Here is a 21957-nt window from a genome sequence, read left to right as displayed (position 1 = left end):
AATCAGTCAACCTCCTCAACGCTCAGCAAGTGGCGAACGGCCATAACCAAGCCACGATTGACTGAATTGTCCTCGCGAACAACGCTTTGACCAATCTTGTGAAGGCCAAGAGTCTTAACGTTAGCGCGCTGACGCTCGGTGGAATGAACCAAACCGTGCACCAGAGTGATCTTTAAGTTAGCCATCACTCACCATCCTTTGCCTGGGCAGCCTTAGCAGCCTGAGCTTCTTCACGAGCCTTGCGTGCTTCGGCAATGCCAGCAGCGCGCTCACGAAGCAATGCGTCTGGTGCAACTTCCTCGAGGGAAAGTCCACGACGAGCGCAAATTTCTTCTGGCTCTTCAAGCTTCTTCAAAGCATCCACAGTAGCGCGAACCACGTTAACAGCGGTTGCGGAGCCCATGGACTTGGTGAGGATATCGGTAATGCCAGCGCACTCCATAACAGCACGCACAGCGCCACCAGCGATTACACCAGTACCTGGAGCAGCTGGACGAAGCAAAACTGTACCAGCAGCATCGTGACCCAACACAGGGTGAGTCACGGTACCACGAATGCGTGGAACAGTAAACATGTGCTTCTTAGCGTCAAGCTGACCCTTAGCGATAGCTGCTGGAACTTCGCGAGACTTACCGTAACCAACACCAACAGTGCCCTTACCGTCGCCAACAACAACAAGTGCTGCAAAGCTAAAGGTACGGCCACCCTTGTGGGTCTTGGAAACACGGTTAATAGTAACTACGCGATCCAAAAGCTCTTCGCCGCGGTTTTCTTCACGACGGCTACGACGTTCGCTACGCTTACCTTCGCCCTTAGAACGACGGGAACGACGATCGTCGGTACGCTCCTCAGCGGATGCCTGAGTGTTCTGAGTTTCTTCAGCCACTTGGGTTTCCTTTTCGTTATCGCTCACAGTGCTAGACCTCCCTGACGGGCGCCTTCAGCTACGGCTGCGACGCGACCATGATACTTATTACCGCCACGATCGAAGATAACAGCGGTGATTCCCGCTTCCTTCGCCTTGGCTGCGATTAACTCGCCAACCTTGGTAGCAGCTTCAGTCTTCGTACCAGTAAAACCAGCGAAGTCAGAAGTCAAGGTGGAAGCGCTTACAAGGGTAAGACCCTTAGTGTCATCCACAATCTGAGCAACCATGTGACGGTTAGAACGAGAAACTACCAAACGTGGGCGCTCTGGAGTGCCAGAGATGCGCTTACGAAGGCGGGCGTGACGACGCAAACGTGCGACTTTGGTACCCTTACCGAAAATCTTAACGCTCATATCACTTACCAGCCTTTCCAGCCTTGCGCAAAATACGCTCATCGCTGTACTTAATGCCCTTGCCCTTATAAGGTTCTGGAGCACGAAGCTTGCGAATGTTAGCGGCAGCCTGACCAACGGCCTGCTTGTCAGTACCCTTGACGATTACCTGATTTGCGTTTGGCAATTCAAACTCAATGCCCTCAGGTGGCTGAACGGTAATAGTGTGCGAATAGCCGAGCGAGAACTCAATGCCCTTGCCCTTCATTACAGCACGATAACCAGTTCCAACAATGTCTAGAGTCTTGGCGTAGCCTTCGTGCACACCCTTAACCATAGACGCCACGATTGCGCGAGCCAAGCCATGCTTTGCACGAGTTGGACGCAAATCGTCAACTGGGGTCAAAACGATCTTGCCATCAGCAACTTCAGCGGTAATACCTTCTGGAATTACATAGGAATCAGAGCCCTTAGCACCCTTAGCGCTAAAGGACTGACCTTCAATCTTAACTTCCACGCCTGCAGGAATGTCGACGGGGAGCTTACCAATATGCGATGCCATTTTCAGCTCTCCTTTCTCACCATACGTAGGCGACGATTTCGCCGCCAATGCCTCGATCGAGGCATTCCTTCTGAGTCAACAATCCCGAGCTGGTCGAGATAATAGCGATACCGAGACCGCCAAGAGGCATAGGCAAAGAATCAGACTTTGCGTAACGACGCAAGCCTGGCTTAGAGATGCGCTTAATGCCCTGGATGGAACGCTGACCATTGGAGCCGTACTTTAACGTAACTTCCAAAGTCTGTCCAACCTTAGCTTCTTTAGCAGCAAAGTCTTTAATGTAGCCTTCGCGCTTAAGAATCTCGGCGATATTCGCCTTGAATTTGGAGTACGGCATTTCCACGATATCGTGCTTTGCCGCGCTCGCATTACGCAGACGTGTCAACATGTCTGCGATAGGATCTGTCATTGTCATGTTGGGCTAACGCCCTTTCTCGCCGTGGTTTCCACCGCCTGTTTGTTATTTATAAAGCAGTGGACCTTCAGCGTCGATATTTACCAACTGGACTTCGTAACACCCGGCAACTCACCGCGATGTGCCTTTTCACGAAGGCATACACGGCACAGACCGAACTTGCGATACACGGAGTGAGGACGACCACAAACCTGGCAACGCGTATAAGCGCGCACCTTGAACTTCGGCTTAGCGGCCGCCTTGTTTTTCAGAGCGGTTTTTGCCATATCAGTTCTCCTTGAATGGGAAACCGAGGTGCTTAAGTAGCGACTTCGCTTCCACATCGTCCTTGGTGGTGGTCACCACGGTGATGTCCATACCACGCTGATGATCAATCGAATCAGGATCAATCTCGTGGAACATTGATTGCTCCGTAAGACCGAAGTTGTAATTACCCTGACCGTCGAACTGGTTGCCATTGATACCACGGAAATCGCGGATACGTGGCAAAGCCAGAGTGAGCAAACGATCCAAGAATTCCCACATACGATCACCACGAAGAGTTACGTAAGCGCCAATAGCCTGGCCTTCGCGCAAATGGAACTGCGCAACAGACTTCTTAGCCTTAGTAACCTTTGGCTTCTGACCAGTGATCAAAGTGAGATCCTTAATCGCACCTTCGATGAGCTTGGAATCGCGAGCTGCAGCGCCAACGCCCATAGAGACGACGACCTTCTGCAAACGAGCCACCTGCATAGGATTAGTGTGGCCAAATTCCTTTTCCAAAGCTGGAACGATTTGATCATTGTATTGCTGCTTTAAGCGCGGAGTTGCCGGCGCCTCAACTGTAGTATCGGTCATGCCAGCTCCTTTCCGGACTTCTTAGCTACACGCACGCGCACGGTCTTTACTTTGCCGTCGCGAGCTTCTTGCTTAACAATCACGCCCACGCGGGTTGGTTGCTTGGTCTCTGGGTCAATCACCATCACGTTAGAACGGTGAATTGGAGCCTCAACAGAGACGATGCCTGCCTGCTGACCCTGCTGGGTAGCACGCACGTGCTTCTTAACAACCTGAACACCCTCGACGATCAAACGGTCTTCGGCGAGTACACGAAGTACTTTGCCTTCCTTACCGCGATCCTTGCCGCGGATAACCTTTACCTGGTCGCCGGACTTAATCTTGGCTACCATCTCAGATCACCTCCGGGGCGAGGGACACAATCTTCATGAAGCGCTTATCGCGCAATTCACGACCGACTGGTCCAAAGATACGAGTGCCCTTTGGTTCACGGCCGGAGCCGAGAATAACAGCGGCGTTCTCGTCGAACTTAATATAGGAACCATCAACACGACGATGTTCCTTGACAGTACGGACGACGACAGCCTTAACTACGTCGCCTTTCTTGACCGACCCGCCAGGAATAGCATCCTTAACGGAGGCGACGATAATGTCGCCGATGCCGGCATAGCGTCGCTTCGATCCACCGAGCACGCGGATGGCAAGTAATTCCTTAGCACCCGTGTTGTCGGCGACATGAAGCCGCGTTTCCTGCTGAATCATTGATTCTCCTTAGTCGAGCTGGTTCTCCCCGCTCACCCGTACCACTCAAATAAGCAGCACAGGTGAAGCGCGGAGCCTTGCTGAACTTGTTTACTTGGCGCGCTCGATAATCGAGTCGAGACGCCAACGCTTGGTCTTGCTCAAAGGCCGAGTTTCCATAATACTCACGAGGTCGCCAATATGCGCCTCATTGTGTTCATCATGGGCCTTGACCTTGCGGGTGGAGCGGACGACTTTACCGTAAAGTGGGTGTGTCGAACGCTGCTCCAACTCCACGGCAATCGTCTTGTCCATGGCCTCGGACACGACGTAGCCGCGACGAACCTTGCGGAAGTTGCGCTCTTGGTTCTCAGCCATGCTTACTTCTCCTTGACCTCAGTGGCGCCAGGCTCTTGGCTGATGCCGAGTTCACGCTCACGCAGGATAGTATACATCCTGGCTATGTCGTGCTTGACCGCCTTGAGGCGAGCGCTGTTTTCAAGTTGACCAGTTGCTGCCTGGAAGCGCAAGTTAAAAAGCTCTTCCTTAGACTTCTTTAAGAAGCCTTCGATTTCAGCATTAGTCTTCTCGTTTAAATTCTTGATGGTGTAGTCTGCAGTTCCGACTGGCATCAGATGTCACCGCCTTCACGCGCAATAACACGGCATTTCATTGGGAGCTTGTCGATAGCGCGGCGCAAAGCCTCGCGAGCGACGTCCTCAGAAACACCACCGATCTCGAACATTACACGACCTGGGTGAATGTTGGCAATCCAGAATTCTGGAGCACCTTTACCGGAACCCATTCGTGCACCAAGCGGGTGCTTGGTTAATGGACGATCAGGGAAAACCGTAATCCACACGCGACCACCACGCTTAATATAGCGGGTCATTGCGATACGGGCTGCCTCGATCTGACGGTTAGTGATGTACGCCGGAGCCAGCGCCTGAATACCGAAATCGCCGAAAGCGATAGCGGTTCCACCCTTAGACATGCCGCTACGGGTAGGACGGTGCTGCTTGCGATATTTAGTCCTTTTTGGGATAAGCATCTGCTCACTCCTTCGTTTCCGTTGCGGCAGGAGCTTCAGCAGCTACAGCCTCGGCTGGCTTTTCAGCCTGTGCCTCGGTAGCCTTCTGCTGATTGGCAGAGCGTGCGCCACGACGTGGACGACGATCGCCACGGCGACCTTCACGCTTACCCTGCTGAGCCTGCTGCTCTTCAAACTCACGCTCAGTCATATCGCCCTTGTAAATCCAAACCTTTACGCCAATACGGCCGTAAGTGGTCTTGGCCTCAAAGAAGCCGTAATCAATAAGGGCGCGCAAGGTCTGCAGTGGAACGCGACCTTCGCGGTAGAACTCAGAACGGCTCATTTCGGCGCCACCAAGGCGACCGGAGAGCTTAATACGGATACCCTTGGCACCTGCACGCATTGCGTCTTGCTGTGCCTTACGCATAGCACGACGGAATGTAACGCGGTTAGTCAACTGTTCCGCAATTCCCTGAGCAACTAATTGAGCGTCAAGTGCAGCGTTCTTTACTTCAAAGATGTTGAGCTGTACTTGCTTACCAGTGAGCTTCTCAAGCTTTGCACGAACACGCTCGGCTTCTGCGCCACGACGACCGATAATAATACCTGGACGAGCGGTGTGAATATCCACACGAACGCGGTCACGGGTACGCTCGATAACAATGCGGGACACGCCTGCACGTTCGAGGTCATGGCTCATTTCCTTGCGAATCTTGTCATCCTCAAGGACGAAGTCACGGTAACGCTCGCCGGCTTTAGTAGAGTCGGAGAACCACCTAGAGCGATGATTCTCGGTAATGCCCAGGCGATAGCCGAAAGGATTGATCTTCTGACCCATCTTTAGCGATCCCCTTCCTTAAGCGAGACGATAACAGTGATATGGCTTGTGCGCTTGTTAATGCGCGCAGCGCGACCCTGTGCACGAGCGCGGAAACGCTTAAGCGTTACACCCTCATCCACATAAGTTTCCTTGATGACCAAGTTTTGCTCGCGGAATGGTTCTCCAGCTTTCTCAGCCTTAACGCGAGCATTAGCGATCGCGCTTTCAAGAACCTTGCGCACCGGCAACGATGCGTCTTGAGGAGCAAACTTCAAAATGGTAATAGCTTCGCTTGCACGCTTGCCTCGGATGAGGTCGACCATGCGGCGAGCCTTGCGCGGCGTCACACGTACGTGACGAGCGATTGCTTTAGCTTCCATGTGTCCTAACTCTCCTTTAGCGGCGTGCTTTCTTGTCGTCCTTCACATGACCCTTGAAGGTCTTGGTTGGGGCGAATTCACCGAGCTTATGACCAACCATTGCTTCGGTAACGAATACCGGCACATGCTTGCGGCCATCGTGTACGGCAAAGGTGTGTCCAATGAAATCAGGAGTGATCATCGAACGACGCGACCACGTCTTGATGACGTTATGCGTGCCCTTGTCGTTTTGTTCATCGACTTTCTTCTGTAAGTGGGCGTCGACGAAAGGGCCCTTCTTGATGCTACGAGTCATCTGTTCGACACTCCCTTACTTGCGGTTCTTACCATTCGGACGACGACGAACAATCATCTTGTTCGAAGCCTTCTTCGGACGGCGGGTACGAACCTCGCCCTTGCCCCATGGAGAAACAGGTGGTTTACCACCACGGGTACGACCACCATGAGGGTGATCAACAGGGTTCATAGATTCGCCTCGGGTGATTGGCCTGCGACCAAGCCAACGAGCACGACCTGCCTTACCAAGCTCGATATTAGCGTGGTCGGAGTTGCCAACCTCGCCGATTGTAGCGCGGCAACGAGCGTCCACGTTACGAATTTCGCCAGATGGCATACGCAACTGAGCGTAAGCGCCATCCTTAGCTACGAGCTGAACGGCAGCACCTGCGGAGCGTGCAATCTTTGCGCCACCAAGTGGACGAAGCTCGATTGCGTGAACCACGGTACCAGTTGGGATGTTCTTAAGAGGCAAGTTGTTGCCTGGCTTAATATCAGCCTGGGCGCCAGTCTCAATAACATCTCCCTGGGAAATGCCTTCAGGAGCGATAATGTAGCGCTTCTCACCATCTGCATAATGCAACAATGCGATGCGAGCGGAACGGTTAGGGTCATACTCAATATGAGCGACCTTTGCTGGCACGCCATCCTTGTCCCAACGCTTAAAATCGATGAGACGATACTGACGCTTGTGTCCGCCGCCGCGATGGCGGGAAGTCATGCGACCGTAAGAGTTACGACCGCCAGTTTTGCTGAGTTTGCGTACCAACGACTTTTCAGGAGTGGAACGCGTAATCTCGGAGAAGTCCGAAACCGAAGCGTTACGACGTCCTGCAGTCGTAGGCTTATAAACGCGGATAGCCATAATATAGTATTCCTTTACTTTTCTCGGCTAGCCTTCAGTTACCAAAGATATCGATTGTCTGGCCTTGTGCCACGGTGACAATAGCGCGCTTTTGATTCACACGACGACCGAAGCCGGTGCGAGAGCGCTTGAGCTTGCCAGCGCGATTCAAGGTGTTAACATTCGTTACCTTGACTTTGAAGATTTCTTCGATAGCCTGCTTGATCTGAACCTTGTTAGCGTTTGGAGCTACAACGAAGGTGTACTGGCCACGATCGGAAGCTGCATAGCTTTTTTCAGAAACAACTGGCTTTAAAATGATGTCATGTGCTGGGTTATGGACTGCGACCATTTGAATCAGGCCTCCTTAACTTCAGGCTCGGTCTTAGCTGCAACGAAGGCTTCGAAACCTTCCTTGGAGAAGACGACGTACTGAGCGGTGATGACATCGTAGGTGTTGAGCTGATCAGCGAAGATCACATGCACCGTAGGAATGTTACGAACAGACATCCACTCGTTAATGTTCTCACGAGAGAGAACAACAGTGGTGAACTGATCCTTAGTTACTGGTGTGAGTGCTGCAACAGCTGCCTTTGTGGATGGAACATCCTTAATGCCAAAGTCCACAATTGCAATGCGACCAGCATTTGCACGATCCGAAAGAGCATAACGAAGAGCAGCTGCCTTCATCTTCTTTGGAGTACGCTGATCGTACTTGCGAGGAACTGGACCGTGTACAACGCCACCATGTACCCACTGTGGAGCACGAATGGAGCCTTGACGAGCACGACCAGTGCCCTTTTGCTTCCATGGCTTCTTACCGCCACCAGATACGTTAGCGCGATTCTTAACCGCGTGAGTACCCTGGCGAGCAGCAGCAAGCTGAGCAATAACGACCTGATGAACCAATGGGCCGTGAGCTAAAACGTCTTCGTTGGAGATGCCGAAAATCTCGGCAGGAGCTTCAACAGTGCCGTTTGCATTACCCTTGGTGTCAGTTACGTTCAGAGTTACGTTTGCCATTTAAATCAGGCTCCCTTCACTGCCGAACGGACTAGAACGATAGCACCCTTAGGTCCTGGAATAGCACCCTTGATAGCTAAAATACCGTTCTCAACATCCGAAGAAACGATTGTGAGGTTGAGCGCAGTAGAAGTCACATGACCCATGCGACCAGCCATACGCTTGCCCTTCAAAATGCGGCTTGGAGTTGCACATGCGCCCACAGAACCTGGACGACGTTCATTCTTGTGCGAGCCGTGAGTACGACGGTAAGACTTGAAGCCCCAACGCTTGATTGTGCCAGCAAAGCCTTTACCCTTTGTAGTACCCGTTACGTCAACTTCTGCACCTTCAGCAAATACTTCAGCGGTCAATTCCTGACCTGGCTTGTAATCTGCTGCATTTTCAGTGCGCACCTCAGCGAGGTGACGACGAGGAGTCACGCCAGCCTTTGCAAAGTGACCAGCCAATGGCTTGGTAACCTTGGTAGGATCAATCTGGCCATAACCGAGCTGTACGGCGCAATAACCGTCAGTTTCTTCGGTCTTAACAGCGGTAACTACGTTGGTAGCAACCTCAACCAGAGTTACGGGGACAAAAAGGCCGTTTTCATCCCAAACCTGGCTCATGCCCAGCTTACGGCCGAGCAAAGCAGTGCGATTCTTATTTTGCGACATTATTTACCCCCCTTCCTACAGCTTAATCTCGATATTTACATCCGCAGGCAGGTCAATGTGCATCAAAGAATCCACAGCCTTTGGCGTTGGATCAACGATGTCAATGAGGCGCTTATGAGTGCGCATCTCGAAATGCTCGCGAGAATCCTTGTATTTGTGAGGAGAACGGATAACAACAAACACGTTCTTCTCGGTCGGCAGAGGAACCGGACCCACTACTGTGGCGCCCGCGTTCGTCACCGTCTCGACGATTTTCTTCGCCGATTGGTCGATGACCTCATGGTCATAGGACTTAAGCCTGATGCGGATTTTCTGTCCCGCCATTGCCGTCCGCCCTTTCTAGCGATTCGTTTACTGTTTACCAACCTGTATTAAAGGGCACCGGGAGAATAGACACTAAAGGCCATTCCACATCAGTGCGCAGCCTACAAAAATCAACAAAAAACTGCGATTTCTGCTTCTGCGCTCGCTTTTTTGAATTACAATATGCGAGCCTTAAAAACAGGCAACTAAGTAATTAAACCATCAACCTTGGATTAACAAAAATCGGGCGTGTCGGCTATTTTCCAACGAAAAATGGCAGAAACTACAGCTAGTGCAGCCTCTGCCATTTGTAACTAAATATGCAATAATCATTCAATAATTACCTAGATAATCACTTAGATAACCACTCAAATAATCATGCAATAAATTTTACTTAAATTCTACTTCGATTCACGCTGTAGGCGCATACGATGTCCTTCTTCTTGAGAAACACCATAATACGCGGCAATCGCAATATCCTTCATATCTTCGATTTGAGGAATACGCGGATTTGCAGGAGCGCACTGATCTTCGTAAGCACGCATACCAATCTGATCCAACAAAGACCAGTAGTATTCTTCGTCCACACCGCACGCCTTAAACGAAGCGTCCATGCTAAGAAGATTATCCCTATAATTTTCAACAGCGCGCGCCAAATTCTCAACGCCCTCTTGAGGAGTTTTACCAGGATTTACACCAAGATTCTTAGCAAGCTGCTGGTAACGCTCTGGAGCAATGTAGCGATTGTACTTTGGCCAGCTTGTAGGCTCTTGTGGAATTTGACCATTGTAGCGAATTACATAAGGAAGCAAAATCGCATTTGTGTGGCCGTGCGCAACGTGGCACAAAGCTCCGATTGTATGTGCCATTGCGTGGCACATTCCAAGGAACGCCGAGCCAAACGCCATTCCAGCCATCGTAGCTGCATTATGCATCTTCTCTTGAGCTTGAATCTTGCGCTCAGGGTCATTAGCGTTCACAGAATCGTTAAGATTCTCCCAAATCAACTTTGCTGCATGCAATGCCATTGCATCCGTAAAGTCGTTAGCATAAACAGATGCAAAAGCTTCCATAGAGTGCGTCAAAGCGTCAAAACCAGAATCGCAAGCAAGTTTTCTAGGCTGCGTACGCGCCAAAACTGGATCCACAATTGCAACCGAAGGCGTAATCGCGTAATCCGTAATCGGGTACTTGTAACCAGTCTTATGGTCTGTAATAACAGCAAACGGAGTAACTTCCGATCCTGTTCCAGAAGACGTTGGCACGCAAATCAAGCAAGCCTTTTTGCCAAGAGGCGGAATCTTAAACGCACGCTTTCTAATATCAAAGAACTTCTCACGCAAATCAGCGAAGGAAATTTCTGGGTGCTCGTAAAGAAGCCACATAATTTTTGCAGCATCCATAGGAGATCCGCCACCAACAGCAATAATCGTGTCTGGCTGGAATTCTTCGCGCATCATTTCCGCGCCGCGCTCAACAGTTTCAACGCTTGGCTCTGGCTCAACGTAATCAATAATCCTAAACGTTACGCGATTGTCTCTAGCGCGAAGCTGATCAATCACCTTGTCTATAATGCCAAGCTGTTCCATCACTTTATCGCACACAATAACAGCGCGCTCAATTCCATACATGTCTCGCAAATAGCGAACAGCATTCGGCTCAAAATACGTTTTGGCCGGAATCTTGAACCATTGCATATTGTTATTCCTTCGCGCTATGCGCTTTATATTAATAAGATTGACTGCTTGAACGTTTCCAGAAACAGAGTTTCCACCATAAGAACCGCATCCCAAAGTTAAAGAAGGCGCGATTGCGTTGTAGATGTCTCCAACGCCACCCAAAGATCCTGGGGAGTTCCAAATGATTCGGCAAGCATGCATGCGGCTGCCGTATTCGCGAGCAAGCTGCTGATTATTGGTGTGAATCACAGCAGTGTGGCCAGCTCCGTGCACAAGCATCTTCTCGCACATTTCAAAGCCTTGCTCTTTATTTTCTGCTAGAAGCAAAGCGTGAACAGGAGCCAACTTTTCCATTGTTAGAGGCTCCATCTCGCCAACTTCTTTGCACTCAGCAATAAGAATCACGGCATCTTCTGGAATCTCAAATCCTGCTTGATGAGCAATAAATTGAGGCGACTTTCCAGGAACAACAGAATTAAGCTTTGGATTTTGGCCACTATAAGACGTGCAACCAAACATGTACTTTTCGAGCTTTGCTTTTTCTTCTTCGTTTACAAAGTAAGCTTTACGGCGCTTTAATTCGAGCTTCAAAGCATCATACACATCTTTATGCGCAATAATCGCCTGCTCTGTTGCGCAAATCATGCCGTAATCAAAATGCTTTGAAAGCACCAAATCGTTTGCAGCGCGCTCAACGTCTACATCTGCATCAACGTATGCTGGAGCGTTTCCTGCACCCACGCCAAGTGCTGGCTTACCAGAAGAATAAGCAGCTTTAACCATTCCTGGTCCGCCTGTTGCAAGAATTGTTGCAACATCTGGGTGCTTCATTAAAGCTCCCGTAGCTTCGATTGATGGATGCTCAATCCACTGAATGCAATTTTCTGGCGCTCCTGCTTCTATTGCTGCATCGCGCACAATCCTGGCCGCTTCTGCAGAGCACTTTTGAGCAAATGGGTGGAATCCAAAAATAATTGGGCAGCGAGTTTTAAGCGCGATTAGCGACTTAAAAATGGCTGTAGACGTTGGGTTTGTTACTGGCGTAACGCCTGCAACAATGCCAACTGGCTCAGCGATTTCGTCGATTCCAAGAACGTCGTCTTCTCTAATAATGCCTACAGTGCGCTGGCCTGCAAGATAATGCGTAATATGTTCGCATGCAAAAATGTTTTTTGTAGCTTTATCTTCTACTAATCCTCTGCCTGTTTCTTCAACAGCCATTTTTGCTAATACTAAATGCTTGTTCAGAGCTGCAATCGATGCTTTTGCTACAATTCTGTCTACTTGAGTTTGATTTAACTTTTCAAATTCATCTAAAGCGACTTTTGCTTTTTTAGCTAACTCATCAACTTCTTGTTTTGCAACTAATGCCGCTTGCTCTTTTTCATCGAGCACATTTTCTTGCGCTGTTTCTTGCGCTTGCGCCATTTGGTCCTCCTTGATCTTTAGATTCCTTACGTACTTCTACGGTTTTTGCACATCAACATTTACATGCATAATCTTCTATAAAAGACGCATCATAATGCTGGTATGTGATACATTTCACAATTTACTTGAATTACTGTACTATTTTGGCTTTGCAGCGAGTTGCGCTATTTATGAGCGAGGTTTATCCTCTAATGTTCGTTATTTGTTCTTATTTGTAATGATTTATGTGCGATTTGCTGAAAAATTTTCTAGAATGTTAGATTTAACTGTTACTTGCAAACGATTAATAACATTTAACTTAATTCTCGATTACACACGAATAAAAAATGGCTCCCAGCATAAACCAGGAGCCATTGAAGTTGTAATTCTTCGCAGCTTAACGCTTCGAGAACTGAGGTGCACGACGTGCCTTGTGCAAACCAGCCTTCTTACGTTCCACAACGCGAGCGTCGCGGGTCAAGAAGCCAGCCTTCTTTAGGGAAGCACGGTTTGCATCGCGGTCAATAGCGTTCAAAGCGCGGGCAACGCCCAAGCGAATTGCGCCAGCCTGACCAGTGGTGCCGCCGCCGTCTACCAAAACGACAACGTCGAACTTACCTTCAAGCTTTAGAAGCACGATTGGGGAATTAACTTCGCGCTGCAATAAGCGAGATGGGAAGTATTCCTCAAGAGTGCGGCCATTAATAGTCCACTTACCAGAACCTGGAACCAAGCGAACGCGAGCAACGGCTTCCTTACGACGACCAGTGCCATAGCCTGGAGCGATAGCGGAAGTACCAGTGCCTGCACCAGCGTTGGTTTCGGTGGTGTAGCTAGTCAGTTCTTCTTCGTTCTCAAGAACCGCGGAGTTGTTGTTATCTACCATAATCATATTCTCCTTACGATTCACTTAGCCTGCTGGCTAACCTGAGAGATCTCAAAGACCTGTGGCTTTTGCGAAATATGAGGATGCTCAGCGCCAGTGAACACACGAAGGCGATCAAGCTGAACCTTAGCAAGACGATTCTTTGGAAGCATTCCCCTAACAGCGGAAACGATGATGCGCTTTGGATTCTTCTCCAAAAGCTCAGCATAGCTATCGCGGCGAAGTCCGCCTGGACGGCCAGAGTGGGAATACAATTCCTTGCTCAACTTATTGCCAGTCAAAGCAATCTTATCTGCGTTAATAATAATAACGTGATTGCCAGAATCAGCGTGAGGAGCATAAGTTGGCTTATTCTTACCACGAAGCAAAATAGCTACCTGGGAAGCCAAGCGACCAAGCACCACATCAGTGGCGTCGATAATGTACCAGTCATGAGTTAAATCTGCTGGTTTCGGTGTGAAAGTCTTCACAATCGTACCTTTTCTCTATTGTGTTTCGAGCTTTGCATCTTCTTGGTTTATAGAAGATACTCTACTCATAATCCGTGGGCTCCCTGAAAGTCCTCGATGGCGAGTGGGAAAAGCGCTTTGAAGGACCCCTTAGGGAAACACAACAATCTGCAAGTATATCGCCATATGACGACTATTTGCAAATTTCTATTTTACATACAATGCGGACTACAACGCTATACAATGCGGACTGCAACGCTCGCCAGTAAAAAACAAACGCTGCAGCCCGCAATTAATAATGCATCTACATCTATTTATTCATCTTTACTTATTCATGATTTGCGCTAAAGACTTAACTCTAGGCAAGTCGAATAAATCGTCCAAAAGAACAGGATTGCAATCAGCATCTGCCAAAGGAATACGCCAATTTGGATATTCGTCGTTAGTTCCAGGCTGATTTTGCGCGCGATGCTCGCCAGCGGCGTCAACAATAGACGCAGCAAGCAACTTAGAAGGCGCAGCTTTAAGCGCTTTATACAACGCTTCAACAATCTCTTGCTCATGCTGCGACTCGTCCTCTAGCGCACTTTCGTTTAAGAATCCGCTAGAAACAAGCATCTTAAGCATTGCATTATGCTCTTTAACAGCATCAGCGCGGAACTCTTCTACAGATCCAGTAAGAAGATTCAAACGCTCACGAATATTAACGTGCTCGTAGTTTAAGTACCCTGCAGCAGGTGGCATATCGTGAGTATTTACAGATGCAAGCGTCATTTCGCGCCACTTATCTGGAGTACGGAATACGCCGCCACTCTGTTCAAACCACTCAACTGTGCATCCAAGAACCTTGTTTTTAGCCAAAACTTCTAGAGCTTCAGCTGGCACAACGCCAAGGTCTTCTCCAACTACAACGCCATTTGCGCGCGTGGCTTCAATCGCAAGAATGCCAAGCATAACGTTTGCATCGTAGTAAACATAAGCTCCGTCTCCTGGAGTAGATCCTTCTGGAATCCACCAAAGTCGGAAAAGTCCAAGAATATGGTCGATTCGCACAGCTCCTGCAGAAGCAAACATGCCATGAACCATATCTCTGTAGGTCTTAAAGCCTGTGCGCTCAAGCTCAAATGGATTAAGCGGAGGCTGAGACCAGTTTTGACCTTGCTGATTGAAGTAATCAGGAGGCGCACCAACGCAAGCACCATTGGCGAATCGCTCTGGATTCCACCAAACTTCCGATCCTGCTGGATGCACGCCAACAGCCATATCCGACATAATTCCAATGCGCATTCCTGCTTTTTTAGCTGCCATTTGCGCATCGTGCAACTGGCCGAACGCAACCCACTCAAGCCAACGATAAAACTCTAGCGTGTCTGGGAATTGCTTTGCTAAAGCGCTAATCTCATCGGAATCTTTAGTAAGATGCTTCTCCCAGCAATCATCGCCATTAGGCGCACCCCACTTGTCGTAGCAAAGGCACCAAGTTGCGTAGGATTCAAGCGTGTCTCCCATATCTTTCTTAAACGCTTCAAACTTTTGCGCGCGCTTATCTGACATACCCGACTTAAAAATAATCCACAAAGCGTGCATTTTTACGCGCCACATTGCGTCGCGATCAATAATTTGCGCATCATTATTAAGCGGCTCTACTTGATTGTGCAAATCGTCAACGCTTTTGCGATCTTGCTCGCTAAGAAGATTATATTCTGGAATGCTTTCTGGGCGAATATACGTAACGTTTACCATAGACCTAGCAACAGGCAAATATGGCGAAGGCGTTAACGGAGCAACTGGCTCTCCAGCGTGAAGCGGATTTACAAGAACAAAGTCCGCTCCCGACTTTTCTTTAGCTTTAACAAGCAAATCCGCCAAATCTGCGTAATCGCCAACTCCCCAAGACTTAGAGGAGCGGATTGAATAAAGCTGAGCCATCCAACCCCAAATTTGCTTGCCATCTTTTTCTAGTTTCTCAATAGTATCAATGCTTTCTGGCGCACTAATAAGAGTGGCCTCTTCTACGCGGTTCTCAACACTAACACGCAAAGTGTGGTAGCCCATTGGAACGTCTTGCGGAATCTTAAGCAAAGAAGTTGCTACAAACTTGCCGTCTACTGGAATTGCAACGTCATTTTTAGAAGGCAAAATCTGCAAATCACCCTTGTATTCACTGCCATCTTCCAAAATAAGTGTTGCTGTAGGATACTCCAAAATCCCAGTGTTTACGCTTACTTCGCTTTCTTTACCAACAGTGTGCAAAACTGTTGGAGCAACTAAGCGAGTGTGACGCTCATTAAGAATTTTTTGAGTTGCTTCTTCGATTTGCTTATTGTTTTGAGCCTCTACGCATAGTGATTGCAATACTTTTACAAGCACGCTATCTGCTATTTTGTGCTCTACGCCATCCGATCCAACAAATTTGGAGCGAACGCCCATTAGTTCAGCCAAATGTATTAACGGACTTGTTGGCTGCACTGTTTCTTCATTTTTAGTGTTCATATTTTCCATCGAGTCTATTTGTGGGGTTTTAATGCAAACGTATGCAATTATTATTCATTTTACTTTTATACTCAAGACTTATTTTTATATTTAAGACTTATTTAAGACTTTTGACGCAGCAAGCGAGACATCCGAGTCCTTATCTTTAGACAAAGCAATCAAAGTTGGCTGCGACACACCAGTATTAAGAGCCACTGCTCTTCTTACCATTGCAGAGAGCACAGGAGAATCGTCACTTTCTTCGCTTGCACCAAGAGAAGCCAAGTAACCCAACGTTTTTGTGCTAACACCATTTGTTTGCGCACCTTCTAATCGCATTTTCCAAGATGTTCGCGGATTGCACAAAGCGGCATCTCGAACTTCTGCACAAGAATCTTTAGTAAGCCTTCCAACTAGCCAATTCTTAGCATTTTCGTTCTTTGCAACAGCTAAGCGAACATTACTTGATTCGTCTTGAGAAAGCTTAACCAAGATATTCGGGAATGGCATTACTGTTGCTAAGTGAATGCGATCTTCTTCTGGAGTGTTTGAATTGCCTGCTACAGCTTCCAAAAGTGCAGTCGCTCTAGAAAATCCTGCCTGATCAGACCTATCTGGCAACTCTTTTACAGCAAATTCATGCAATTCTTTAGAATCACTGGAATGCCTTAAATGCTCATACACCGCGGTTAACGGCTCATATAAATTGCTAGAATCATTAGATTCAATAGATAAATCGCGGCTTGCACCATTGCCTAAATCATCGTTTTGCTCAACGCCATTAAGCTTTTGCGCATCATTCATAAACGACTCACCAACCTTTGCTTAATCACTTATATAATCTACCAGCTTTGCAACACAAATCTTAAAACCAAGAATCAAACAAGTGTCAAACAAGAATCACTAAAAATAAAAATCAGCAAATTCTAGTGCAAACACCACAAAAATCTGGAATTATTACTCCAGAAAACGTATTTTTTACTGCTTCAAGGAATCTATCTGATTCTTCACGCGGCAAACTCACTGTTAATTCAATAGAAACGCCGTATTCTTCGCTTATAATTTCCGCATTATTTTTTAACAATAAATGCTTAAACATTCTTAAATGCGAGTACTCAACCTTGCAAGAAAAACAATTGCACTCTACAATATCCGCTATTTTACTAGACTTTATAGCACCTGCAGCCGAAGCAGAATACGCTCTTATTAAACCACCAGAGCCAAGCAAAATCCCACCAAAATAGCGCGTAACTGTTACAACTGCGTCTACAACATTAGAAGATCTAATAACATCTAAAATCGGCTTACCTGCAGTGCCAGATGGCTCGCCGTCATCGCTCATACGCTCGCACAATCTGCCATTTTTATCTGCGTAAATCGCAGCGTACGCAACGTGCCTTGCTTTGGGGTGAATCATCCTAATTGACTCTACAAACTCAAGCGCTTCTTCAGCACTAGAAATGTGGCACGCGTCCGAAATAAACTCTGACTTCTTTTCCACAAAAGCAAAGTGCGCAGGATTCTCATATAAATCAGTTACGGTTCGCATATTCTTCATATTCGATATTCAATATTATTCGACATTCGATATTCAATATTCAAATCGTTTTCAATTCAAACAGTCTTAAAGCTACAAAAGATTATATGCAACCGCTAGAATTACAAATCACAAGCCACAAATCGCAAATCACAAATTACAAGTCACAAGTCACGACTTATCGTAACGCATTAAGTGATCTACAACGTCTACAAGCTCTGCAACTTTCTTATCTGTAACCTTTTTATTTCCAGCGTCTTGTGCTTCTTCTAATGCCTTTGATATTTCTTGATGAGCAACTATAAGCGCAACTGCCCTAAGAGCTGCCGTAGATGCAGAAAGTTGCATAAGAATGTTGTTGTAGTCTTCCCCTTTTTCAACCATATTTTCAACAGCGTGAACTTGCCCACATACTCTATGCAAGCGAACCAACATCTTTTCTTTATCTATGTTGTAGTCACTCATAAAAAACCTCATTTAAAAACAGTGCTTTTATATACTATTTACATAATAATTGTGCGTTGTATAGTACGCAAAACTATAAGCGCCAAAAAGCTATGTTTATAGAATAAATTATGCATATTATACAACGCAACTATTTTTATCTGTTTTAATACTTTATTAATATATCCCAACATACATGTTTTACAAATTTATGCACATATTAATCAAATATTTTATGAGAGATTTTATGCAATGTAACTTGCACGTTTTGCCAAAATCACAGATCCTGCAATAAGCAATATAGCCAGAGAGAACATTAATGTTGTTTCAACTTTTACGCCAGTTGTTACTAAATGCCCAACATTAGCACCTAGACGAGCATGGCGTCGTTTTGAATTCTTTGTTCCACTTGCATATTGATTATTTGACTGCGAATTCTGCTCTACATTAGAGTCGCTTACTTGTTGATTATCTCCATACTGAGAATCTCCCTGCTGAGTAGCACTTTGGTAAGTATCAACCTTCTTAGAATCACCTCTCTGAATAGCACCTGATTTAGTAGCTGTATATTTACCTTCCTTGCTATCTTCCTTGCCTTCAACATGCTCAGATTTATGCTGAGAATCCGTATTAACATTACTTTGACCATCTTTTTTATTGTTTTTTTCACTAATTTTATCGTTATTAGCATTACTCTTAGCATTACTCTCGCCAGTCGCATCTGCATTTTGATGAACTGTATTATTGGTTCCAGCATCTACTTGCGCACCGAGCGTATTATTATTCGCTCCAGCGTTTACACCAGATTGCGCATTGTTACCAACTTGCGCGCTGCCAGACTGTGTGCCAGCAACTTCATTCTGCGCACTAGAACCTTGTGTACCGCCAGGATTTTCGCTAGAACCACCAGGCTTTTGCACACCAGGCTCACTCTTCACAGGATTCGCACTACCAGACTGCTCTTTTCCAGGATTCACATTACCAGGCTGCTGTTGTTTACCAGGATTATTTTTCCCAGAGCCCTGTGTGCTACCAGACTGATTATTATTGCCAGCTTGCACACCAGAACCCTGCGCCCCCTGCTGACCCTGTGGATTCTGCGGATTTTGAGGACTCTGCGGATTCTGCGGATTCTGCTTTGAAATAATATTATCTACAACGCCACCACTAGGAGACGTCTTTGGATCAACTTCACTACCCGTAACATTTCCACTACCAGCAGGCTCACCCGATGACTCTCCACTTTTATTACCATTCTTAACATCGCTTGCACCACCATTTTGGCCACTACTTGCGCTGCCATTATTCTGCGTTCCACCAGGCTGCAAACCGCCAGGATTTTCGCTAGAACCACTAGGATTATCCTGCTTACCAGACTCACCAGTCCCAGACTGCTTCTGATTACCAGGCTTTTCGCTAGAACCACCAGGCTGCTCTTGCTTACCAGGATTCACATTACCAGGCTGCTCTTTTCCAGGCTCCTGCTTACCAGGCTCGCTTTTACCAGAACTCTGTGTGCTACCAGACTGATTATTATTGCCAGCTTGCACACCAGAACCCTGCGGATTCTGCTTTGAAATAATATTATCTACAACGCCACCACTAGGAGACGTCTTTGGATCAACTTCACTACCCGTAACATTTCCACTGTTTGTATTTTCACTCGATGATGTTCCACTCTGATTGCCATTCTGATTTGTGTTCTGCTTTCCATTTTGAGTACCATTTTGAGTGCCATCATTTTGCACATTCTCACCAGATTGCTTACCACCATTTTGAGCATTACCACTCTGCGATTGACTACCAGGATTGACACCACCAGGATTAGTCTTACCCGGATTAGCCTCACCTTGCTTACCTGGATCACTCGTCTTACCAGGCTCACTCTGCTTACCTGAATGATTAGTCACATTTTGCTTGTTAAACACGCTCTTGCTATCTACATCGTTAAATGCTGTTTTAAACGCTTCTGCTCTAGAAGAACCAGGGAAATCATACACAAACACATACATTCCGCTTTCGCCAGAATTACCAGACTTCAAATTAACAATATCGGCAACTTTCTTTCCAAGATCTGACCCTTCTTTTCCATTACCAGTTTCAGTATTGCCAGCAGCACCACTAGCACCAGCAACATCCGCATAAGCTTCCTTTAGCATCACTTTTCCGTTAGCAATCGTATAAACGCCATTTCTAAGCGGAACTGACCATTCACCAACTTTCTTGTGATTATCGTCTTCCTCAGGCTCTTTATCTGATTTTGGATTTAACTTGCTCATAGACTCTTTATCAACAGTGCCATTTTCATACCCAATCCACCACAAGCGAACTTTCATATTTTCATCGCCATCAAATCCATACTCTTTATTACCTTTAAACATTCCGTAATCTTTTGGCGCGCCACTAACAACAATTGTGTCTGATACTTCATTTGAATCTTTATTTTTATCATTTTTAACATGTTTTATGTTTACTTTTGCAATATGAGTTAGAGTAGATTGTGCTTTACCAAAACCTTCAATAAAATCACTAGAAACAAAATCTTTAACGTCATTATCTTGCTCGTTTTTAGCAATAGTCCAAACCCATGTACCAAATAGTCCAGCATCTTGTTCACCAACTTTATATTCTGTTGCTTTTTCAAGATTTTCTGGTTTCATATCTCCATTTGTTACATGAACAACTGCTTTAGCTTCTTCGCCTGATTTGGTAAAGTAAACGTCACTTGCACCTACTTGTCTAATGTTAGAATCAGCGCGCAACTCTTTTAGGTAGTCATCTACATTACTACCCGCTGCACGTTCTTTTAGAATATTTTCATGCGATCCTACAAAGTAGTATCCGCGCGCACGAATCTTCTTATCTTTAATCCAAGGATTATTATCTTCGTAGTTAACGCCACTTTTTACATTGCCTTCTACAGAATCGCCTAGTTTTAACTTTTTAACTTCAGATTTTGATGTAACAGTTGGGTAGAAATTTCTATGCGCATCAATAGAAATCGAACTATCAATATTATATTTCACAGGAGATTGCGACAATCTAAGCAAGTAGCAACCGTTTTTTGTGTCACGTCTATCCAAGTTTGGAAGATAATATTCGCCATTAATATCAACTTTGCCTTCTCCAGTTGCAACCCAAACAAAATCATCTGAATAATCTTTGTCTGTACGTATAAAACCTTTGCGTTCTTCTTTTAATTCACTATTGTTGTAGTAGGAATTATCTTTGAACTTAATATTTTCATTCGATGCAGTTATTTTAAAATCAACACCGTTATTACCGCTATATGCTGTTCTTGTAATTCCTTCTGCTTTTACTTTTATTTCACCAGAACTGCCTGAAGTACCATAATTATTTTCGAATAAAACTTTTGTAGGAATTTTGCTAGCAGCCTCATTCCAAAGTTCATCAGCTTTACTAGCTATTTCACTAAAATCTTTAGTATTGAACGAATCCTGCTTCGCCTTATTCCATTTGTCTTTATCTTCAAAATGTTCATGAATAGCATAAGCAATTGCGACTCTATCTCTATAATCACTATACCCAGATCTTCCGCTAACATTCAGTTTTATCATCATTGCTGCAATCGCAACATCACGATTATTTATTACAGGACCCCAAGTAGTATCTGTAATCAAGCTTCCACGATCATGAGTATCAACGCAGTATGTAATGTCATCATCAACTGAAAGCAATCTTCTATAGTTACCTACAGCTCCACAACCAGAGTAATCGCTTATATACGTAGGAATATCGTCAAACGCATACGCTCCGCTAATTACACCATTCCCAACAACAATTGCAATAGTCGCCAGCAACGCTGTCAGTAAAGAGAACATTCGCGTGCGCTTATTGCGTAAAAAGATTGGAATCCCTTTACATCCATGTTTTCCCATATCAACTCCTTAAAACGTTGTTTTCTCTAACGTGACAAACGTTTTTGCTAGCCACGATGAACAAAAAATTCGCTCATGCTCTAACTATGAT

28 protein-coding genes are annotated in these 21957 nt (G+C 46.3%); all 28 read right to left on the bottom strand.

The window, feature by feature from the left end:
- Window positions 1-2 precede the first annotated feature (2 nt).
- The 28 genes from rpmD to HXT30_RS00615 all read right to left on the bottom strand — a co-directional run bounded on the left by rpmD (window position 3) and on the right by HXT30_RS00615 (window position 21866).
- Complete coding sequence (gene rpmD / locus HXT30_RS00750; protein WP_004131702.1) at window positions 3-185, bottom strand: 50S ribosomal protein L30; 183 nt, start codon at window positions 183-185, stop codon at window positions 3-5.
- Window positions 185-913: a 30S ribosomal protein S5 gene (gene rpsE / locus HXT30_RS00745; RefSeq protein WP_004131701.1), complete on the bottom strand. Its 729-nt coding sequence runs from the start codon at window positions 911-913 to the stop codon at window positions 185-187. Before rpsE ends, rpmD begins: the two co-directional genes overlap by 1 nt.
- The gene (gene rplR, locus HXT30_RS00740; protein ID WP_004114376.1) at window positions 910-1281 is read right to left on the bottom strand and encodes a 50S ribosomal protein L18; all 372 of its coding nucleotides are present in this window, start codon (window positions 1279-1281) and stop codon (window positions 910-912) included. Before rplR ends, rpsE begins: the two co-directional genes overlap by 4 nt.
- A gap of 1 nt (window position 1282) precedes the next feature.
- Window positions 1283-1822: a 50S ribosomal protein L6 gene (rplF, locus tag HXT30_RS00735; RefSeq protein WP_004133436.1), complete on the bottom strand. Its 540-nt coding sequence runs from the start codon at window positions 1820-1822 to the stop codon at window positions 1283-1285.
- 16 nt (window positions 1823-1838) lie between these two features.
- Window positions 1839-2237: a 30S ribosomal protein S8 gene (rpsH, locus tag HXT30_RS00730; protein WP_004131699.1), complete on the bottom strand. Its 399-nt coding sequence runs from the start codon at window positions 2235-2237 to the stop codon at window positions 1839-1841.
- An 80-nt stretch (window positions 2238-2317) separates the two neighbouring features.
- Entirely contained in the window at window positions 2318-2503 is a 186-nt protein-coding gene (locus HXT30_RS00725; RefSeq protein ID WP_004114370.1) for a type Z 30S ribosomal protein S14, read from the bottom strand.
- Window position 2504: 1 nt separating this feature from the next.
- Window positions 2505-3077 carry a 50S ribosomal protein L5 gene (gene rplE, locus HXT30_RS00720; RefSeq protein WP_004114368.1) on the bottom strand — a complete coding sequence of 191 codons (573 nt, stop codon included), beginning with the start codon at window positions 3075-3077 and terminating at the stop codon, window positions 2505-2507.
- The gene (rplX, locus tag HXT30_RS00715; protein ID WP_004114367.1) at window positions 3074-3409 is read right to left on the bottom strand and encodes a 50S ribosomal protein L24; all 336 of its coding nucleotides are present in this window, start codon (window positions 3407-3409) and stop codon (window positions 3074-3076) included. The genes rplE and rplX overlap by 4 nt, the downstream gene beginning before the upstream one ends.
- 1 nt (window position 3410) lies before the next feature.
- Window positions 3411-3779: a 50S ribosomal protein L14 gene (gene rplN / locus HXT30_RS00710; RefSeq protein ID WP_004114366.1), complete on the bottom strand. Its 369-nt coding sequence runs from the start codon at window positions 3777-3779 to the stop codon at window positions 3411-3413.
- A 90-nt stretch (window positions 3780-3869) separates the two neighbouring features.
- Window positions 3870-4136: a 30S ribosomal protein S17 gene (gene rpsQ, locus HXT30_RS00705; RefSeq protein WP_004114365.1), complete on the bottom strand. Its 267-nt coding sequence runs from the start codon at window positions 4134-4136 to the stop codon at window positions 3870-3872.
- Window positions 4137-4138: 2 nt separating this feature from the next.
- On the bottom strand, window positions 4139-4390 hold the full coding sequence (rpmC, locus tag HXT30_RS00700) for a 50S ribosomal protein L29 (protein ID WP_004105502.1): 252 nt from the start codon (window positions 4388-4390) through the stop codon (window positions 4139-4141).
- Window positions 4390-4809 carry a 50S ribosomal protein L16 gene (gene rplP, locus HXT30_RS00695; protein ID WP_004114362.1) on the bottom strand — a complete coding sequence of 140 codons (420 nt, stop codon included), beginning with the start codon at window positions 4807-4809 and terminating at the stop codon, window positions 4390-4392. The genes rpmC and rplP overlap by 1 nt, the downstream gene beginning before the upstream one ends.
- 4 nt (window positions 4810-4813) lie before the next feature.
- The gene (rpsC, locus tag HXT30_RS00690; protein WP_004131698.1) at window positions 4814-5629 is read right to left on the bottom strand and encodes a 30S ribosomal protein S3; all 816 of its coding nucleotides are present in this window, start codon (window positions 5627-5629) and stop codon (window positions 4814-4816) included.
- Between the two features lie 2 nt (window positions 5630-5631).
- Window positions 5632-5991, bottom strand: a complete 360-nt coding sequence (gene rplV / locus HXT30_RS00685) for a 50S ribosomal protein L22 (protein ID WP_004131697.1) — start codon at window positions 5989-5991, stop codon at window positions 5632-5634.
- Between the two features lie 16 nt (window positions 5992-6007).
- Window positions 6008-6286: a 30S ribosomal protein S19 gene (rpsS, locus tag HXT30_RS00680; protein ID WP_004114357.1), complete on the bottom strand. Its 279-nt coding sequence runs from the start codon at window positions 6284-6286 to the stop codon at window positions 6008-6010.
- 15 nt (window positions 6287-6301) lie between these two features.
- A complete protein-coding gene (gene rplB / locus HXT30_RS00675; protein ID WP_004114355.1) occupies window positions 6302-7132 on the bottom strand; it encodes a 50S ribosomal protein L2 in 831 nt (276 codons plus the stop codon).
- Between the two features lie 34 nt (window positions 7133-7166).
- Complete coding sequence (gene rplW, locus HXT30_RS00670) at window positions 7167-7463, bottom strand: 50S ribosomal protein L23 (RefSeq protein WP_004114354.1); 297 nt, start codon at window positions 7461-7463, stop codon at window positions 7167-7169.
- A gap of 5 nt (window positions 7464-7468) precedes the next feature.
- The gene (gene rplD, locus HXT30_RS00665) at window positions 7469-8134 is read right to left on the bottom strand and encodes a 50S ribosomal protein L4 (protein ID WP_004133440.1); all 666 of its coding nucleotides are present in this window, start codon (window positions 8132-8134) and stop codon (window positions 7469-7471) included.
- Between the two features lie 5 nt (window positions 8135-8139).
- A complete protein-coding gene (rplC, locus tag HXT30_RS00660; RefSeq protein ID WP_004116043.1) occupies window positions 8140-8790 on the bottom strand; it encodes a 50S ribosomal protein L3 in 651 nt (216 codons plus the stop codon).
- Window positions 8791-8805: 15 nt separating this feature from the next.
- Window positions 8806-9114 carry a 30S ribosomal protein S10 gene (gene rpsJ, locus HXT30_RS00655; protein ID WP_003808013.1) on the bottom strand — a complete coding sequence of 103 codons (309 nt, stop codon included), beginning with the start codon at window positions 9112-9114 and terminating at the stop codon, window positions 8806-8808.
- A gap of 380 nt (window positions 9115-9494) precedes the next feature.
- Window positions 9495-12200, bottom strand: coding sequence for a bifunctional acetaldehyde-CoA/alcohol dehydrogenase (gene adhE / locus HXT30_RS00650; RefSeq protein WP_422111597.1), 2706 nt, complete (start codon window positions 12198-12200; stop codon window positions 9495-9497).
- Between the two features lie 376 nt (window positions 12201-12576).
- Window positions 12577-13065, bottom strand: coding sequence for a 30S ribosomal protein S9 (gene rpsI, locus HXT30_RS00645; RefSeq protein ID WP_004131694.1), 489 nt, complete (start codon window positions 13063-13065; stop codon window positions 12577-12579).
- 20 nt (window positions 13066-13085) lie between these two features.
- Window positions 13086-13535 carry a 50S ribosomal protein L13 gene (gene rplM, locus HXT30_RS00640; RefSeq protein WP_004131693.1) on the bottom strand — a complete coding sequence of 150 codons (450 nt, stop codon included), beginning with the start codon at window positions 13533-13535 and terminating at the stop codon, window positions 13086-13088.
- 303 nt (window positions 13536-13838) lie between these two features.
- Window positions 13839-16007, bottom strand: coding sequence for a 4-alpha-glucanotransferase (malQ, locus tag HXT30_RS00635; protein WP_422111855.1), 2169 nt, complete (start codon window positions 16005-16007; stop codon window positions 13839-13841).
- Between the two features lie 90 nt (window positions 16008-16097).
- Window positions 16098-16790 carry an AbrB family transcriptional regulator gene (locus HXT30_RS00630; RefSeq protein ID WP_422111596.1) on the bottom strand — a complete coding sequence of 231 codons (693 nt, stop codon included), beginning with the start codon at window positions 16788-16790 and terminating at the stop codon, window positions 16098-16100.
- A gap of 112 nt (window positions 16791-16902) precedes the next feature.
- Window positions 16903-17544: an IMPACT family protein gene (locus tag HXT30_RS00625; RefSeq protein ID WP_415701581.1), complete on the bottom strand. Its 642-nt coding sequence runs from the start codon at window positions 17542-17544 to the stop codon at window positions 16903-16905.
- 150 nt (window positions 17545-17694) lie between these two features.
- Complete coding sequence (locus HXT30_RS00620; protein WP_004131689.1) at window positions 17695-17988, bottom strand: metal-sensitive transcriptional regulator; 294 nt, start codon at window positions 17986-17988, stop codon at window positions 17695-17697.
- A 224-nt stretch (window positions 17989-18212) separates the two neighbouring features.
- Window positions 18213-21866 carry a hypothetical protein gene (locus tag HXT30_RS00615; protein WP_422111595.1) on the bottom strand — a complete coding sequence of 1218 codons (3654 nt, stop codon included), beginning with the start codon at window positions 21864-21866 and terminating at the stop codon, window positions 18213-18215.
- Window positions 21867-21957: the final 91 nt, after the last annotated feature.

It is taken from the genome of Gardnerella sp. DNF00571G, from assembly GCF_049262695.1.
GTDB lineage: Bacteria > Actinomycetota > Actinomycetes > Actinomycetales > Bifidobacteriaceae > Bifidobacterium > Bifidobacterium piotii.
Note: the sequence above shows the minus strand (reverse complement) of the source record. Positions and strands in the feature narration are given on the sequence as shown.

Excerpts from the sequence above, each read along its gene's own strand:
- rpmD (WP_004131702.1), bottom strand. The coding sequence starts at position 185 with ATGGCTAACTTAAAGATCACTCTGGTGCACGGTTTGGTTCATTCCACC.
- rplR (WP_004114376.1), bottom strand. The coding sequence starts at position 1,281 with ATGAGCGTTAAGATTTTCGGTAAGGGTACCAAAGTCGCACGTTTGCGT.
- rplF (WP_004133436.1), bottom strand. The coding sequence starts at position 1,822 with ATGGCATCGCATATTGGTAAGCTCCCCGTCGACATTCCTGCAGGCGTG.
- rpsH (WP_004131699.1), bottom strand. The coding sequence starts at position 2,237 with ATGACAATGACAGATCCTATCGCAGACATGTTGACACGTCTGCGTAAT.
- HXT30_RS00725 (WP_004114370.1), bottom strand. The coding sequence starts at position 2,503 with ATGGCAAAAACCGCTCTGAAAAACAAGGCGGCCGCTAAGCCGAAGTTC.
- rplE (WP_004114368.1), bottom strand. The coding sequence starts at position 3,077 with ATGACCGATACTACAGTTGAGGCGCCGGCAACTCCGCGCTTAAAGCAG.
- rplX (WP_004114367.1), bottom strand. The coding sequence starts at position 3,409 with ATGGTAGCCAAGATTAAGTCCGGCGACCAGGTAAAGGTTATCCGCGGC.
- rplN (WP_004114366.1), bottom strand. The coding sequence starts at position 3,779 with ATGATTCAGCAGGAAACGCGGCTTCATGTCGCCGACAACACGGGTGCT.
- rpsQ (WP_004114365.1), bottom strand. The coding sequence starts at position 4,136 with ATGGCTGAGAACCAAGAGCGCAACTTCCGCAAGGTTCGTCGCGGCTAC.
- rpmC (WP_004105502.1), bottom strand. The coding sequence starts at position 4,390 with ATGCCAGTCGGAACTGCAGACTACACCATCAAGAATTTAAACGAGAAG.
- rplP (WP_004114362.1), bottom strand. The coding sequence starts at position 4,809 with ATGCTTATCCCAAAAAGGACTAAATATCGCAAGCAGCACCGTCCTACC.
- rpsC (WP_004131698.1), bottom strand. The coding sequence starts at position 5,629 with ATGGGTCAGAAGATCAATCCTTTCGGCTATCGCCTGGGCATTACCGAG.
- rplV (WP_004131697.1), bottom strand. The coding sequence starts at position 5,991 with ATGGAAGCTAAAGCAATCGCTCGTCACGTACGTGTGACGCCGCGCAAG.
- rpsS (WP_004114357.1), bottom strand. The coding sequence starts at position 6,286 with ATGACTCGTAGCATCAAGAAGGGCCCTTTCGTCGACGCCCACTTACAG.
- rplB (WP_004114355.1), bottom strand. The coding sequence starts at position 7,132 with ATGGCTATCCGCGTTTATAAGCCTACGACTGCAGGACGTCGTAACGCT.
- rplW (WP_004114354.1), bottom strand. The coding sequence starts at position 7,463 with ATGGTCGCAGTCCATAACCCAGCACATGACATCATTTTAAAGCCAGTT.
- rplD (WP_004133440.1), bottom strand. The coding sequence starts at position 8,134 with ATGGCAAACGTAACTCTGAACGTAACTGACACCAAGGGTAATGCAAAC.
- rplC (WP_004116043.1), bottom strand. The coding sequence starts at position 8,790 with ATGTCGCAAAATAAGAATCGCACTGCTTTGCTCGGCCGTAAGCTGGGC.
- rpsJ (WP_003808013.1), bottom strand. The coding sequence starts at position 9,114 with ATGGCGGGACAGAAAATCCGCATCAGGCTTAAGTCCTATGACCATGAG.
- adhE (WP_422111597.1), bottom strand. The coding sequence starts at position 12,200 with ATGGCGCAAGCGCAAGAAACAGCGCAAGAAAATGTGCTCGATGAAAAA.
- rpsI (WP_004131694.1), bottom strand. The coding sequence starts at position 13,065 with ATGGTAGATAACAACAACTCCGCGGTTCTTGAGAACGAAGAAGAACTG.
- malQ (WP_422111855.1), bottom strand. The coding sequence starts at position 16,007 with ATGAACACTAAAAATGAAGAAACAGTGCAGCCAACAAGTCCGTTAATA.
- HXT30_RS00630 (WP_422111596.1), bottom strand. The coding sequence starts at position 16,790 with ATGAATGATGCGCAAAAGCTTAATGGCGTTGAGCAAAACGATGATTTA.
- HXT30_RS00625 (WP_415701581.1), bottom strand. The coding sequence starts at position 17,544 with ATGAAGAATATGCGAACCGTAACTGATTTATATGAGAATCCTGCGCAC.
- HXT30_RS00620 (WP_004131689.1), bottom strand. The coding sequence starts at position 17,988 with ATGAGTGACTACAACATAGATAAAGAAAAGATGTTGGTTCGCTTGCAT.
- HXT30_RS00615 (WP_422111595.1), bottom strand. The coding sequence starts at position 21,866 with ATGGGAAAACATGGATGTAAAGGGATTCCAATCTTTTTACGCAATAAG.